General features: G+C 55.0%; 12 protein-coding genes. 7 read left to right on the forward strand and 5 right to left on the reverse strand.

The window, feature by feature from the left end:
* Positions 1 to 108 precede the first annotated feature (108 nt).
* From uxuA to P8T57_RS11800, 7 genes are all read left to right on the forward strand, one after another.
* Entirely contained in the window at positions 109 to 1332 is a 1224-nt protein-coding gene (gene uxuA, locus P8T57_RS11770; RefSeq protein WP_341363188.1) for a mannonate dehydratase, read from the forward strand.
* Complete coding sequence (locus tag P8T57_RS11775; protein WP_341363189.1) at positions 1329 to 2780, forward strand: mannitol dehydrogenase family protein; 1452 nt, start codon at positions 1329 to 1331, stop codon at positions 2778 to 2780. The genes uxuA and P8T57_RS11775 overlap by 4 nt, the downstream gene beginning before the upstream one ends.
* 242 nt (positions 2781 to 3022) lie before the next feature.
* The gene (locus tag P8T57_RS11780; protein ID WP_341363190.1) at positions 3023 to 3544 is read left to right on the forward strand and encodes a sigma-70 family RNA polymerase sigma factor; all 522 of its coding nucleotides are present in this window, start codon (positions 3023 to 3025) and stop codon (positions 3542 to 3544) included.
* 121 nt (positions 3545 to 3665) lie between these two features.
* On the forward strand, positions 3666 to 4625 hold the full coding sequence (locus tag P8T57_RS11785; RefSeq protein ID WP_341363191.1) for a FecR domain-containing protein: 960 nt from the start codon (positions 3666 to 3668) through the stop codon (positions 4623 to 4625).
* Positions 4626 to 4745: 120 nt separating this feature from the next.
* Complete coding sequence (locus P8T57_RS11790) at positions 4746 to 7181, forward strand: TonB-dependent receptor (RefSeq protein ID WP_341363192.1); 2436 nt, start codon at positions 4746 to 4748, stop codon at positions 7179 to 7181.
* A gap of 4 nt (positions 7182 to 7185) precedes the next feature.
* Positions 7186 to 8403 carry an MFS transporter gene (locus P8T57_RS11795; RefSeq protein WP_341363193.1) on the forward strand — a complete coding sequence of 406 codons (1218 nt, stop codon included), beginning with the start codon at positions 7186 to 7188 and terminating at the stop codon, positions 8401 to 8403.
* 2 nt (positions 8404 to 8405) lie between these two features.
* The gene (locus P8T57_RS11800; protein ID WP_341363194.1) at positions 8406 to 9542 is read left to right on the forward strand and encodes an ABC transporter substrate-binding protein; all 1137 of its coding nucleotides are present in this window, start codon (positions 8406 to 8408) and stop codon (positions 9540 to 9542) included.
* Positions 9543 to 9592: 50 nt separating this feature from the next.
* On the opposite strand, the gene P8T57_RS11805 is transcribed toward P8T57_RS11800, so the two are convergent.
* Genes P8T57_RS11805 through P8T57_RS11825 form a run of 5 tightly spaced genes read right to left on the reverse strand, consistent with a single transcriptional unit; the run spans position 9593 to position 14933 of the window.
* Complete coding sequence (locus P8T57_RS11805; RefSeq protein WP_341363195.1) at positions 9593 to 11377, reverse strand: adenine deaminase; 1785 nt, start codon at positions 11375 to 11377, stop codon at positions 9593 to 9595.
* The gene (locus P8T57_RS11810; protein ID WP_341363196.1) at positions 11374 to 12303 is read right to left on the reverse strand and encodes a nucleoside hydrolase; all 930 of its coding nucleotides are present in this window, start codon (positions 12301 to 12303) and stop codon (positions 11374 to 11376) included. Before P8T57_RS11810 ends, P8T57_RS11805 begins: the two co-directional genes overlap by 4 nt.
* Complete coding sequence (locus P8T57_RS11815; RefSeq protein WP_341363197.1) at positions 12303 to 13337, reverse strand: ABC transporter ATP-binding protein; 1035 nt, start codon at positions 13335 to 13337, stop codon at positions 12303 to 12305. The genes P8T57_RS11810 and P8T57_RS11815 overlap by 1 nt, the downstream gene beginning before the upstream one ends.
* Complete coding sequence (locus P8T57_RS11820) at positions 13330 to 14109, reverse strand: ABC transporter permease (RefSeq protein WP_037990613.1); 780 nt, start codon at positions 14107 to 14109, stop codon at positions 13330 to 13332. The genes P8T57_RS11815 and P8T57_RS11820 overlap by 8 nt, the downstream gene beginning before the upstream one ends.
* On the reverse strand, positions 14106 to 14933 hold the full coding sequence (locus tag P8T57_RS11825) for an ABC transporter permease (protein WP_007088994.1): 828 nt from the start codon (positions 14931 to 14933) through the stop codon (positions 14106 to 14108). Before P8T57_RS11825 ends, P8T57_RS11820 begins: the two co-directional genes overlap by 4 nt.
* Positions 14934 to 15019 lie beyond the last annotated feature (86 nt).

Below are 15019 nucleotides of genomic sequence, written 5' to 3' on the forward strand. Positions count from 1 at the left end.
TGAGTCATGATGCATACTACCATACTAGTCAACAAAATTATGTCGTGATACTGTTCACAACCGTTATAGTCGGTGTTGAAGACACCACGCCAATACAGAGAGAAACACATGAAACAAACCTGGAGATGGTTCGGCCCGAGTGACCTGGTCAGCATTGACGATATTTGTCAGGCCGGTGCACATGGTGTGGTTTCCGCCCTTCATCATGTGCCGAGTGGCGCTGTCTGGACTTCCGATGAAATCGCCAGGCGTCATGCCGAAATCGCGACCATGAAAGATGGTGCGCCGTCGGGACTGACCTGGGATGTTGTTGAAAGTCTCCCGGTTTCCGAATCGATCAAACGTCAGGTTGGTCCGTGGCGTGATCACATCGAAGCTTACAAGCAAAGCCTTCGCAACCTTGCCGATTCTGGCATCAGTATTGTCTGTTACAACTTCATGCCGGTTCTTGACTGGACACGCACCCATCTGAATTGGCGACTATCCAACGGTGCGACCTGTATGCGTTTTGACCTGACCGATTTCGTCGCGTTTGACCTGTTCATACTGAACCGTGCCGGTGCGGAAAATGACTATCCCGCCGGAATCGTTGCCGAAGCCAAAAACCGTTTTGCCGAAATGACGGACAAACGCCGTGCCGAGCTGGAACAAACGGTTGCCTTTGGTTTGCCGGGGTCGGTTGAAAACCTCTCTCTGGATGATCTGCGTGCTCTGCTTGAAACCTACGCCGCGATCGACGCCGATAAGCTGCGGGCCAATCTGGTCGCGTTTCTCGAAGAAGTTGTTCCGGTCGCGCGCGAGGTTGGTATTCGTATGTGTTGCCATCCCGATGATCCCCCCTTCGCGCTTCTGGGGCTGCCGCGGATCATGTCGACCGAAGACGATTACGCCTTTATCATGCGTGCTATCGATATCCCGGAGAACGGTATTACGTTGTGTTCCGGCTCGCTTGGTGTCCGTCCTGAAAATGACCTGCCGGGGATGATGAGGCGCTGGGGGGATCGCGTGCATTTCATCCATTTGCGCAATACCAAACGCGAAAGCGAAGGCTTGCCGTGCAGTTTCCACGAGGCAGAGCACTTGGACGGTGACACCAATATGGTCGATCTGATCGAGGAAATCCTGCGAGAGGAAGCACGCCGGAAGGCTGCGGGACGTGCGGACTGGAACATCCCCATGCGTCCGGATCACGGGCAGGATATTCTTGATGACCTGAACCGGAAGGGACAGCCGGGTTATCCGGCGATCGGGCGTCTCAAGGGCCTTGCCGAGTTGCGGGGGGTAATGACGGCACTTTCTGCAAGGTTTGATTTGCTTGGGGCCCAAAAATGACACCTTCGGATAATTCCGCTGCTGCCCCTCATGCAGATATGGCAACGGCCGGTATCGTGCATATCGGTATTGGTGCTTTTCACCGCGCCCATCAGGCGGTTTATACCGACTTGGCGATGCAGGCCAAAGGCGGGAACTGGCGCATCATCGGTGTCAGTCTGCGCAGCACTGATATTGTCGACGCCCTGAATGCCCAGGACTGCGCCTTTACGGTGATTGAACGTCATCCGGATGGCCCCAAGGCCCGCAGGATCACCAGCCTGTCAAAGGCAATAGCGGCTTCGCGTGATGTTGCACCGGTTTTGGATGCGCTTGCCGATCCGGCAATCCGGATTGTTACCATCACGGTCACCGAAAAGGCATATGGCATTGATCGGGTGTCGGGGACGGTTCAGGCGGAACATCCGGCTGTAAAACATGATCTGGTAAATCCCGCCACGCCAACCGGGCTTCTCGGGATATTGGTTGCCGGGCTGAAGCGCCGCAAACAGGCCGGCATTCGTCCATTTACAATCGTTTCTTGTGACAACCTGCCATCGAACGGGGTGTTGTTGCGCAATGGTGTGATTGACTTTGCCAAGCGGAGCGACCCGGACCTTGCAGGCTGGATCAAGGATAATGTGTCCTTCCCTTCGACGATGGTTGACCGGATTACCCCGGCTGCGACAGCGACAACGCTTTCGGATACCAGGCGTTTAACCGGGATGGACGACCCGGCGGCAATTGAAACCGAACCCTTTTCGCAATGGGTTATCGAGGATGATTTCCCCGATGGCAGGCCCGCCTGGGAAGAAGCAGGTGCAATTCTGGTTCACGATGTAGAGCCATACGAGCTTATGAAGCTTCGTATGCTTAACGGCAGCCATTCCCTGATCGCCTATTTGGGGCAAGTCGGTGATTATCGCTATGTCCGCGACGCCATGTCGAACGAGGCTTTCTCGCAACTTGTTGCGCAGCATATGGAAAATGCTGCTGCAACGATGGCACCGCTTGCCGGGATTGATTTTTCGAATTACGGGGCCGAACTGGTCGCGCGTTTCCGTAACCCGGAAATCGCACATGAAACCCGCCAGATCGCCATGGATGGCACCGAAAAACTCCCGCAGCGGATTTTTGCCCCGGCCTGCGACCTGCCACAGGACAGCAAGAAGATCGGCACATTTGCCCTTTGTTTTGCTGCCTGGATGGCTGTGATGCGCCAGCGTGTCAACACTGCGCCAGACGCAGCTGCCGAACTTCTAAATGACCCGCGTGCGGACGAAATAATAGAAGCATTGGCCGGTTATCAGGATGCAGCAGATATATATGAAAATCTTGCGAAGCTTCCCGGCTGGATGCCCAGACAGTTGCAGGATAGTCCGTTCTGGCGTGAAGCCGTAATTGAACGTTTGGCCATGTTATTGTCGGACGGCGCCGATGCTGCCATTACCCACGAGATCAATGCGTGACTTTGCCCTGATTAATTGTGGTCGGTGAATGGGCGATCGAAAGGGCATCTGATCAGCTAAGGCATCGCCACTTATCGATGCTTCGCATGTTTTGATTGGTGTGGTTACAAAAAGCATCAACAATATTGAAAATGATTATCATTACTGATACTTTCCGCTCGTCACCGTTGTGGGGGCTGTCTGTCCGGGCGCGCGAAACGGGCCATAGGGCGGAGTTTCATAGGTAATGATAGAACATACGCATGAGTTTCTGGCGGAACACACTTGCAAAGCTGTTCGAAGACCATCGGCGTCAGCTTATCGCGATGGTTGTTCGGCGGATACGTGATCGTGAAGTTGCGGCCGAACTTGTGCAGGATGTCTATGCGCGTCTGATGCAGTCCGGTGATTGCGGCGAGCCGGAAGCCAATACCAAGATGCTTTATGCGTCAGTACGCAATGCCGTCATTGATCATCACCGCAGCACCTTTGGCCGCGCGAAGGCCATGAACGGGGTCCTTCCGGATCAGATATGGCAGTGTGAAACGACGTCTCCTTACGATCATGCCGAAGCCCGTCAGGCGCTTTCCGCGCTTGACCGTGCCTTGCTGGAACTTTCGCCAAAGGCGCGCGAGATGTTCATCCTTCATCGTGTCGATGGCATATCCAACGCGAAATTGGCGAAAAAGTATGGCATTTCCGTCAGTGCGGTGGAAAAACAACTGGCCCGGACCATGCGCCATTGTCAGGAACGGCTGGCAGTCTATCGCGACGACGTCTTATAAATCCCATACGTGCTATGAGGATATTTTATCGTCATCCGTTATTGTTTATAGAAAGGGAATTTGGCGGATCACATCATTTACTGATATGAACGCCAGATCATGACGGGCGAACCGGGAACCTATGCAAGGCGCTTTTGAACCGACTGAACAGCAAAAGGACGAAGCTGCACTCTGGCACGCAAGACGGGCAGGTGGTTCGCTGTCGGCTGAGCAGGAATACGAGTTCGAACAATGGCTGAATACAGACCGCAATAACCGGCTGGCCTTCGATCAGATGCGCGTGCTTTGGGCCCGGATCGAGGAGCCGGCAAGACGTCTTTCTGAAACCCAAAGGAAGCCAGCACTTTCCGGTTTCCTCTCATGGTTCCGCCCGCGGCGCTCTTTTGCCGTCCTTGCGGGAATGGCATTTGTCGCGGGCGCGGTCTTTTTCCTTCATCCCGATTTCATCGATAACATCCAGGCCGATATCGTTACCGGTCAGTCAAATGTCACTGCAATTGAATTGCCCGATGGTTCGGTTGTGCGGCTTGCGGCCAACAGTGCGTTATCGACCGACTTCGATGAAGGCCACCGGGAAATACAATTATTGCGGGGACAGGCATTTTTTGAAGTTGTCCACCGTAATGGCGATCCGTTCCGGGTGCGGACCGGCGATGCCACGGTAAAGGTCGTTGGCACCCGATTCAATGTGGATCGCCTTTCACAACAGACTGTTGTGGTTGTCGAGGATGGGGCTGTTCGCGTATCAAGCGGGCTGAATGAAAACGGTGTTCTGCTGGGACCGGGGCAGCGGGTTATTGTCAATAACGGAACACTTTCGCCATCCGAAATCGGCGATGTCGGACTCGCACTATCCTGGATGAAGGGGCGGCTTAGTGTGCACAACATGTCCGTTTCAGAGCTGACCGCCCGGTTGGAAAACTTTGATGAAGGCCGCATCGTTGTGATTGGCGATGTAGGAACACTCAGCATTTCCGGTAGTTTCCCGACGACCGATATTCCCGGATCGCTTGAAACTGTTGCCGATGCGATTGGCGCAAAGGTCGTCAGAACCTCGCCCTGGTTGACTGTTGTTTACTGAGATTGCGAAAAATTCGCAAAAAATCATTCTCCGATGTGAGGACTCTTATTTCCCGTTCGTTTGTCCTTTTAGATGCAGGGGGGACCTGCCTGAAAGAAAAGACGTTTATGGAGCGGGAAGTTGGAATTCAAACAAGCAAGAACAAGAACATACTCTCTGATTTCGGCATTGCTGGTTTCCACGGCAATGGTCGTTCCAGCGACATCGGGGGCGCTGGCGGCAAATGTGCAGACCGAAATTGCACAGGCGACCTATTCATTTGATATCTCGGTTTCCTCCCTTGCCGAAGGGATTGCTGAAATCGGCGCCGCTTCGGGATGGCGGATTGCCTATACGATTGATCTGCCGTCTATCGATGGTGCGCGCGCAATCCGCGGGGATATGACGGTTCCCGCCGCAATTGATACATTGCTACGCGGTACCGGGCTTTCCTATCGTGAAACTGGCGAAAATTCCCTGATCCTGATCGACCCTGCGACGGAAGCAGGGCAAAGCGGTGCTGCGGCTATTGATCCGATCCGGGTTGAAGCCAACAGCACGCAATCCGATCTGCCACCTGCCTATGCCGGTGGCCAGATCGCGACCGGTGGCCGTCTTGGCATGCTGGGCAATACGGACATCATGGATGCACCCGTCAGCATCACCAGTTACACCAGCGAAAAGATTGCCGATCAGCAGGCTCAGACGATTGCCGATGTCTTAAAGCATGATCCATCCGTTCGGTCGCCAAACAGTAGTGGCGGGATGCTTGATACCTATCAAATCCGTGGTTTCAACATGAATACCGGTAACTCTGGCGAAGTTTCCTTCAATGGGGTTTACGGTGTTGCACCAACATATCGTGCGCAGACTGGTTATGCCGAGCGTATCGAAGTTCTTAAAGGCCCCGCTGCGCTTCTGGGGGGAATGGCACCTAATAGTGGTGTTGGTGGTGTGATCAATATCGTTCCCAAACGTGCCGGAGACGAAGACCTGAACCGGGTCAGTACCGATTACGGACTTGGTGAGCAGGTAGGGGGTAACGTTGATTTCGGTCGTCGCTTTGGCGACGAGAATCAGGTGGGCGTCCGCTTCAATGGTGGCTACCACAACGGCGATACATACCTTGATCATCAGGAACGAGAAGCATCGTTAGGGGCGCTTGCCCTTGATTATCGTGGTGATGATTTCAGAGCAACACTTGACCTGATTGATCAACGTGAAAACCTGAATGCGCCATTCCGGGAATTTCTGGTGGATGGAGCTGTTACCTCGATGCCAAATGCGCCAGATGGGAATAGAAACGTTGCTAATGAGTGGGAATGGTCCGAGGTAACCGATCAGTCAGCTCTTCTTGGGGCCGAATATGATCTTACCGAAAAAATGACTTTGTTCGGTAGTTTCGGTGCCGGGAAAACCCAGGTAGAGCGCCTGTTCGGCTATCCTGAAATCCAGAATTCTGCCGGGGATACAACCGACACCGTTTCGTACGCAAAGTTCCAAACCAAGCGCTGGACTGCGGATGCGGGAGTCCACGGAGAGTTTGAAACAGGTTTTGTCGGACATAAAGCAACTTTCCAAGTCAGCCGTTACTCGGATGAATTTAGCCGGGGATTGCGGAACGGCGATGATACTCTGAATTCCAACATATATTCACCTGTTGCCAATCCGATGGATGCTGTCGCGGTTCCGGCAGGCCGCCCAAAACTCTCAGAAACCGATCTGAGCGGGATTGCCATCGCAGATACCCTGTCGATGTGGGATGATTTCATGCAAGTGACAGTGGGCGCTCGTCACCAGCGCATTGAGACGGACAACTTCAATGCCTCGACCGGGGCGATAACTTCAAGTTATGACGATAGCGTCGTGACCCCGATGGTTGGTGTTGTCGTGAAACCAAACAATTCGCTGTCGGTTTATGCCAACTATCTTGAAGGGCTCAGCCGCGGCAGCATTGCACCAAATACAGCGACCAATGCCGGCGAAGCAATGGCACCATACGTTGCCAAGCAGATCGAGACAGGTGTGAAGCTTGATTACGGTAATTTCGGTGCTACGGCGGCGATATTCCAGATCACGAAACCATCGGGACAGTTGGTAAATAACGTTTACAATTCCGATGCAGAGCAGCGAAATCGTGGTATTGAGCTTGGTGTTTTCGGTGAAGTTGTGCCCAATGTGCGATTGCTTGGCGGCGTCATGTTCCTGGATGCGGAACTGACCAAAACCAATAGTGCGACAACAAAGGGAAATCAGGCTGTTGGTGCACCGGAAATGTCAATCAACCTGACGGCCGAATGGGATACACCATTTGCGCAGGGGCTGACGCTAAGTGGAACGGTCAACCACGTTTCCGAGCAATATGTCAACACAACGAATACGTTGGATATCCCGGATTCTACGACGCTGGACTTGGGCCTCCGTTACAAAACAATCTTCGCAGAAACACCAGTTACCTTCCGGGCGACGATCCAGAATGTAACGGACGAGGACTATTGGGCGGGAGTCAACGAATTCAGCATGGTCTCTGTCGGAGCACCTCGTACGGCTCTGCTGTCTGTAACGGCTGATTTCTAGTCGGATGTCCGTTCGCTGGCAGATACATCTTCTGTTTATCATCCAACTGGTCTCGATGGGTGCGATGGAGATGAGCGGGCCGTTCTGGCCCGTTCATTTGCATTCATTAAGCCATTCGGACGACCTGTTCACATTTGCCAGTATTGCGGTCTATGTCGGGCCGATGCTGGGCATCATGCTGACCAGCACGTTATGGGGGCGGCTTGGGGATCGGTTCGGTCATAAGGCGATGATGATGCGCGCCCTTTTCGGGCTTGCGATTACCCAGCTTGCGCTCGCCTATGCCAATGACGTTTGGCTGATCCTGATGTTGCGGTTCCTGCAAGGGGCTTGTGCTGGGTATATTGCACCGGCACAGGCTTATGGCGTCAGTATCGAAAGTCCGGCAAGACGGGCAAAGCTGTTTGCCTATCTTCAGGTCTCAACCAATGTCGGCTCGCTTGGCGGTGCGTTGGTGGGGGGCGTGATCCTTGATCATGCGGCTTTCTTCTGGATCAACTTTTCCGCGGCCATTCTTTGCACGATCTGTTTGATCTCGGTTTGGGTATTGCTGCCGGTTGTAACGCCAAAAGGTACAAACCGTGATGCTGCCCCGGATGCAACGCCCGTCGCAAAGATCAGTATTTTGCGATCACCACAGATCATCCCCATTCTGACCATTCTCGGCATTTTGCTACTCGGCAGAATGGTAACCCAATCGCCGTTTTCGATTTATGTGCTGAACATCTTTGATGTTGGCAACTGGGTCGTCGGTTTTTGCTATGGCTTGCTGGCACTTGGTTTTGTTGTTTCGGCATCCCTTTGGGCGCGCTATTTCGAAGGGCGTGCGGCGCGCGATATTCTGGGCGGCATGTGTCTGGTGATTGCCGGATGTGTGGTGGTGACCGGGCTTGCCGGTGCCACCCGGTCGATCTTTGTTTTTACCACGATGTATTTTATCTGGGGTGTGTTGCTTGGTGCGACGACGCCGGTACTGACCGCCCTTGTGTCACGTGCGGTGGGCGACCACCGCCAGGGTCACGTCCTTGGTCTTGCGCAAAGTACGGCGCAATTTGCCTCCATCGCGGGTATCGCCCTTGGCGGTTGGTTCAGTCAGGCCGCCGGACTTTCAAATATCTATTTCCTTGTCGGATTTGTTTACGCCATCGGGTTTGTCCTGACCGTTTTTGCACGTGCGCGTGCAGAAACGATTGCCCGACCATCAGAAATTCCCGGAGAATAATAATGATCGTAAAAACGATATCACGCCTGATTGCTGCCGCAGGTTTAAGCCTGCTTCTTATCCAGATAGCACAGGCCGAAATGATCACCGTCACCGACATTGCCGGACGCGAGGTCGGGGTTAATATGCCGATCCAAAGGGCTGTCTTGGGTGAAGGGCGGCAGCTTTATATCATCGCCGCATTGGATCGTGAAAATCCGGCGAAACGGATTGTTGGCTGGCGCAAGGACCTGATTGAGGCAGACCCGGCTACTTATCAGGCCTATCTGGAGAAGTTCCCGGCATTTGGCGATATTCCGGCTTTTGCCGGGCTGGAACAAAGCTTGATTGATATCGAAACCACGATTGCGCAAAAGCCTGACGTCGTGTTCCTGAACCTTGAAACACAACAGGCCGTTGACGAGGCGAACTATGTTGAGAAGCTTGGTGCGCTTGGCATTCCGGTGATCTATGTCGATTTCCGGCATGACCCGGAACGCAATACGGAGCCATCAATCAGGCTGTTTGGCAAATTGTTCGATCAGGAAGCCCGTGCAGAAGAGTTCATTACATTCCGCGCCGCCGAAATTGCCCGCGTGACCGATAAACTGGCGGAAGCCAATCCGGCGCGTCCCAAAGTCTTTATCGATCGGGCCGCCGGTTTTTACGAGGATTGCTGCCATTCGTTTGGCGACGGCAATTTCGGTGCGATGGTTGAAATGGCGGGGGGAGATAACATTGCCAAGGACCTGATCCCCGCAACGTTCGGGCAAATCAATGCCGAACAGGTTCTGGTTTCAAGTCCCGATCATGTGATTGTCACCAGTGCCGCGTGGGATGCCTATGTGCCGGGCGGGAAATGGGTGCCGGTCGGGCCGGGGGCGGATGCGCAACTGGTTGAGAAGAAGCTGGAATATTATCCGGCACGTTCGGCCTATCTTGGAATTGCGGCGCAAAAAACGCAAGCATTCCATGCTGTCTGGCACCAATTTTATAATAGCCCCTATCAGTTCGTTGCGATCCAGCAGATGGCAAAATGGTTCCATCCTGACCTGTTTGCCGATCTTGATCCCGATGAAACGTTCCGCCAACTGCATGACCGGTTCCTGCCGATCAATTATCAGCCGGGTTATTTTGCGTCACTGGACGCGGCGAAGTAATAGGCGATTCCCCGCGATAACATGATGGATATCGCGGGGTATTTGGCGATCTATAAGCCTTCGAGAACCGGCGTGGTCAGAAGTTGACCGGTGGTAACATCGCCGATCCCGCGGTCGGTTTGGTGCGGGCCGGGATTGCAGGCCAACGTTGCGCCAAACAGGGCCTTGAAAACCAGATAGGGCGGTTGCCAGTTGACAATCGCATCCGCGGCGGTTCGGATATCGGCAAATTGCTGCGCAACATGATCCATGGGGGCGTCCGAAACCAGCCCGCAAAGCGGCAGGGGAAGAAGAGCATCAAGCTTGCCGTTTGATGCCACCGCCATACCGCCACCGGCACGGATGACGGCATTGGCCGCCACCATCATGTCGCGCGGGTTGCCGCCAAACACCGTAACGTTGTGGCTGTCATGCGAGACGGTGGTGCAAACAGCACCTTTCCAGTCACCCCATCCGGTCAGGAAGCCGACGCGTGGTTTGCTGTCCGCCTTTCCGTGGCGATGGGCAACCGCGATCATGGTCGTGCCCGAAGGTGGCACAACATAGCCGTCTTTTACATCGGTGTCAGCCGTCGCCCAGCGGGTAAAGCGCGGTCGGTCGATGATGGCAATCCGGACGCGATCCCCGGACGCAGGCACGCGAAAATCATCAATGCTCAGGACATCCATCTTCATTGTGTCGGAAAGGGGGGCGGGATCAATCGAAACGGCTTTCGCCGTCATTTCACCTGCCTCGGAAACAGTCTCGCCATTTGCGATGACATGGCGCGCCTGAAAATCGGTCAGGTCGTCATAGACGACAATATCGGCACGCCGTCCGGCGGCAATCAGACCAAGATCGGAACGGCCAAGGCGCATCGCAGCATTCAGGGTTGCCGCCCGCAACGCCCATTCCGGTTTCATGCCATAACGGACCAGGCGACGCACCACATCATCAAGCCCGCCAGCATTGAACAGGTCGTCGGGGAAGACGTCATCGGTACAAAGCGTGACGGTTTGTGGCAGGAAACCCAATTCATTAAGCGTTTCGACAAAACCCGGCAGCAGATGGTCGTGCGATCCGCGCATTTCAATCGCAAGACCGGCACGCAGTTTTGCCATCAGATCATCGTTTGAAACCAGTTCATGATCAGAACTGACCCCGGCCGTCATAAAGGCGGCAAGATCAGGTCCTTCAAGGCCGCGTGCATGACCGCAGACAAGTTTCCCCGATGCAAGCCCTGCCTGCATGATATTGGTCATGCGCGGATCGCGATCAATCACACCGCGCATATTCATGACTTCGGCAACCCCGGCGATTTCGGGCCAGGACAGCATTTCGGCCATGGCATCACCGTCAAAATCAGAACCGGACATTTCAAGGCCGGGCGCAGCAGGAACGCAGGACGGTGCCAGAACAAGTACGCGCAATGGCAGGTCACGTGTTGCTTCAATCGCCCAGCGGACACCGCCAAGCCCCCGCACATTGCCAAATTCATGCGGATCCCAGACGATTGTGGTGACGCCGCGGGCAACGACCGTTTCGGCATAGATCGCCGGTGTGACCATCGAGCTTTCGATATGCATGTGTGTATCGATCAGGCCGGGGCTGACATAACCGCCCCGGGCGCTGATGATTTTGCGGGTGTCGCTTCTGGTTGCCGGTTCATGGACGCTTGCGATCATTGGCCCGATCAGGCCAATATCGGCCTTGCGAATTTCACCGGTCACCATATCGACGAGCTTGCCACCGGTAATCAGGATATCGAACGGTTCATCGCCGCGTGCGGCGGCGACGGCACGTGTGCGCAATTTATGGCAGGTCAGATCTCCGGGTTCTGTCGTGCGGTTATTCATTTCGCTGCTTCCGCCTTCAGGGCTGAAAAGATCAGGTCGCGCGCGCGTTTTGTGTCAACAGAAACGGCATATTGCGCGTTTTTGATCGCGGTCGGGTGTAGGTCAACAATGGTTTGCCCACGCGAAGGACCGTGGCTGGTATCAATTTCGATATGTGCATCGGCAAAGCTGATCGCATCCTGATCAATTACCGCGACCGCCGCGCAAGGATCGAAAATCGCCATCGCATCGCGCCCGCGTGATAGGGCAATATTGATGTATCCTTCGGTCAAGTCCGCCAGAAGACAGGCATTTTTTCCGCCAGCATTGCGGATAGGTGTCACATCATTCGGGGTGGCCAGTACCTGCCGACAGAGATCAAGATCCACCATGCGCAGGGGCACCTGATGGGACAGGGTAATGGCAACAGCTTCGGGGTCGGCAAAGGCATTATATTCGGCGAGTGCGGTATGATTGCCGCGCGTTACGGCACCCCCCATCCATGTCACGCGGTCGATTTTGCGCGCCAGATCAGGCCGGGCCAGAACCAGGGATGCAATATTGCCAAGCGGGCCAAGGGCCAGAATATGGCGTTCATCATCCGGTCCGGATTTGCCTTCAAGCCAGTTGCAAATACCGTCGAACGCGCTGCTTTCGGCAACCGGACGGCAATCGGGCAGGTGTGCGCCGCTTGATTGCATGCCAAGGGGGCCAAGAATCCGTTCGGCGGTTTCAAGTCCACCCATAACCGCCGTTTCCCGGCCGGTATAGATTTTGAAACCCCAGCCAAACTGGCGTGCGGCACTGGCTGCATTGATCCGCACGCGTTCAAGCGGGGAATTCCCGGCAATCAGGGACATTCCGTCGATCCGCTTTCCGGCATGGATGACAATCAGCACCGCGGCCAGATCGTCAAAGCCCATATCGGTGTCGATCCAAAGTCCCATCAAAGGCTCCCGACGCGCGATAGGGGTGCGGCCTGCGATACAGGCAGATCAAATTTCAGGACAGAACCGAATTCATGGGCCGGAAGGCTGGCATCGCATTCCGCCTTGATCGGGCCAAGTGGGGTATCAAGCAGGTATTCCCGTGTGCCCCCGGCAAATGACGTACCGCGTATCGCGCCCTCGAACGGTCCGCTGCCAAGGGAAACCATCGACGGCCGCCAGGCAAGGCCTTTGGCATCAAGCGGGGGCGTGCCCGAAAGTTCGACAGTTCCGGTTGCGGTTTTGAGTTTGCCGTCTTCAAGCGCGAAGACATTTTCAAACCCGACGAAGTCCGCAACAAAATCGGAAACCGGGCGGTTATAGATATCTTCGGGCGTGCCGATCTGTTCGATATGACCATCAAGCATCACGATAATCCGGTCGGCCATGGCAAGGGCTTCGACCTGATCGTGGGTGACGAAGATCATCGTGACACCGCTTTCCTTTTGTACGCGCTGTAATTCGGTGCGCATTTCAAGGCGGAGCCGTGCATCAAGGTTTGAGAGCGGTTCGTCAAGCAACAGCACCTTGGGTTCCATCACCATCGAACGCGCCAGCGAGACGCGCTGCTGCTGGCCGCCGGAAAGCTCGGCGGGTTTGCGGGTGGCGAATTTGGACAGGCCGACAGTCCGAAGGCCTTCCTGCACCTTGTCGTCCAGTTCCTTGCCGCGAACACCCATCAGTTTCAGGCCGAAGGCCACGTTTTCATAGACATTAAGGTGCGGGAACAGGGCATAGGATTGGAACACCAGCCCGACCGACCGTTTGTTGGCGGGGGTTCGGGTGATATCGATATTATCAAGGATGATCTTGCCCGATGACGGCTCCATCAACCCGGCAATTGCGCGCATGGTTGTGGTTTTGCCACAACCCGACGGGCCAAGCAGGGCAACCAGTTCACCCTTGCCGATATCTAGATCCATTTCCGGCACGGCAACGTTTTTGCCGTAGGACAGGGTCAGTTTTTCAAGGCAGAGAAAGCGGGCATCAGACATAGCGGGAAAATCCTAGGAAACGTTCGGCCAGAAAGACAATGCCCAGCGACATGAAGGCCAGCAGCGCGGACAGGGCTGCGACCGACGGGTCATAGGTGATTTCCATATAGGCGAGCATGTCGATGGGAAGGGTTCGGACACCGGGGCCCGACAAAAACAGGGAAACCGGCACCTGATTGAAGCTGGTGACAAAGCCCAGAATGAAGGCAGCAAGAATACCGCCACGGATATTGGGCATCACCACGCGGAAAAAGGCGCCAATCCGCGATGACCCCAAAAGCACGGCGGCTTCTTCGATGTCAGATCGCAAATTGTTCAGGCTGGCCGACACCACGCGCACCGCATAGGGCAGGATCAGTGCGGTATGGGCCAGAAACAGCGCAAACAGAATGCCGAAATTGAAAGGTACAACGAAATAACGCAGCAGTGCCAAACCGACGATGATACCCGGGACAATGATCGGCGACGATACGATGGTCCGGATGGTTTCCGCACCGGGGACCTTGTAGCGCGACAGCGCATAACTTGCCGGAATGCCAAGGATCAGGGCGGCAAGCGTGCCGCCGATGGCAAGAAACATGGAAATACCGAAACTCGCACGGAAGCTTTCGACTTCGAAGACTTTCAGCACCCAGCGCAGGGACAGTCCCTGCGGCGGGAAGGCAAGCGTTTCACCAGCCGAAAGCGACGCGGCAATAATGATCAGGAACGGACCGATCAGAAAGGCCAGTACCAGCAAAAGAATGATAGGAGAAAACAGCTTGTTGGTCATCGCTTGTTCCTCGCGGTGGCAAGGCGTTTGAGTAGAAGGTTGGCCGCAAATGCCATGACGATCAGGATCAGGGCGATCACACTGGCTGATACGAAATCATTGGCCACGGTCACGCGCTGATACAGCAGGGTTTCAAGCATCAGGACCTTGGACCCGCCGAGAATGGCCGGGGTGATATAGGCGGTCATTGATCCGGTAAAGACCAGCGTGCCACCGATCACAAGGCCTTCTTTGGTTAGTGGCAGGATGACTTTGGTGAAAACCTGTAACCAGTTGGCACCAAGAACACGGGCGGCCGGCACCGCATCGCGCGGCATGTTTTCAAGCGCACTGATCAGTGAAATGATCATGAGTGGCAGGAACAGTTGCAGCAAGCCGATGAAAACGGCGGTTTCGGTGAACAGGAAGCGGATCGGTTCATCCGATAGCCCGACGGCAACCAGTGCCTTGTTCACAAATCCGGTCCGGCCAAGGATCACCAGCCACGCATATGTGCGTGCTACTGGTGAAATCATCAGCGGCAAAACAACAAGCCCGGTGATCCGGCCCTTGCCCTTTGGCGGCAGGTTCACGATTGCAAAGGCCGCGGCATAGCCGATGACGGCCGAGGCGGCCGTGACCATCGCTGCCAGTTTGAGCGTGCGCAAAAAGACGGTCTGATTAAGCGACTGGGAAAAGAAATCGATATAGGCCTGTATCGTCCAGCTATCGCCCGATCGAAAACCTTCGGACAGAAGAATCAGAACCGGGGCCAGAAAGACCACAGCGGCAAAGATCGCGGCAGGGAGGACCAGCGCAAAGGCTTCGGCCCGGTTCTGAAACATCTCGGCAACCTTGTCTTCGGTTAAAGTCAATAAGTGATGGCGCGAGCAAGGCTCGCCGGATCGGGGCAAATGGCGACCTGCCCCGA

It is taken from the genome of Thalassospira sp. SN3W (assembly GCF_038070535.1).
In the GTDB taxonomy this organism is placed as follows: Bacteria; Pseudomonadota; Alphaproteobacteria; order Rhodospirillales; family Thalassospiraceae; genus Thalassospira; species Thalassospira xiamenensis.

What these genes read in the sequence shown, in the direction of transcription:
- uxuA (WP_341363188.1), top strand. Translation starts at nt 109, where the DNA reads ATGAAACAAACCTGGAGATGGTTCGGCCCGAGTGACCTGGTCAGCATT.
- P8T57_RS11775 (WP_341363189.1), top strand. Translation starts at nt 1,329, where the DNA reads ATGACACCTTCGGATAATTCCGCTGCTGCCCCTCATGCAGATATGGCA.
- P8T57_RS11780 (WP_341363190.1), top strand. Translation starts at nt 3,023, where the DNA reads ATGAGTTTCTGGCGGAACACACTTGCAAAGCTGTTCGAAGACCATCGG.
- P8T57_RS11785 (WP_341363191.1), top strand. Translation starts at nt 3,666, where the DNA reads ATGCAAGGCGCTTTTGAACCGACTGAACAGCAAAAGGACGAAGCTGCA.
- P8T57_RS11795 (WP_341363193.1), top strand. Translation starts at nt 7,186, where the DNA reads ATGTCCGTTCGCTGGCAGATACATCTTCTGTTTATCATCCAACTGGTC.
- P8T57_RS11800 (WP_341363194.1), top strand. Translation starts at nt 8,406, where the DNA reads ATGATCGTAAAAACGATATCACGCCTGATTGCTGCCGCAGGTTTAAGC.
- P8T57_RS11805 (WP_341363195.1), bottom strand. Translation starts at nt 11,377, where the DNA reads ATGAATAACCGCACGACAGAACCCGGAGATCTGACCTGCCATAAATTG.
- P8T57_RS11810 (WP_341363196.1), bottom strand. Translation starts at nt 12,303, where the DNA reads ATGGGACTTTGGATCGACACCGATATGGGCTTTGACGATCTGGCCGCG.
- P8T57_RS11815 (WP_341363197.1), bottom strand. Translation starts at nt 13,337, where the DNA reads ATGTCTGATGCCCGCTTTCTCTGCCTTGAAAAACTGACCCTGTCCTAC.
- P8T57_RS11820 (WP_037990613.1), bottom strand. Translation starts at nt 14,109, where the DNA reads ATGACCAACAAGCTGTTTTCTCCTATCATTCTTTTGCTGGTACTGGCC.
- P8T57_RS11825 (WP_007088994.1), bottom strand. Translation starts at nt 14,933, where the DNA reads ATGTTTCAGAACCGGGCCGAAGCCTTTGCGCTGGTCCTCCCTGCCGCG.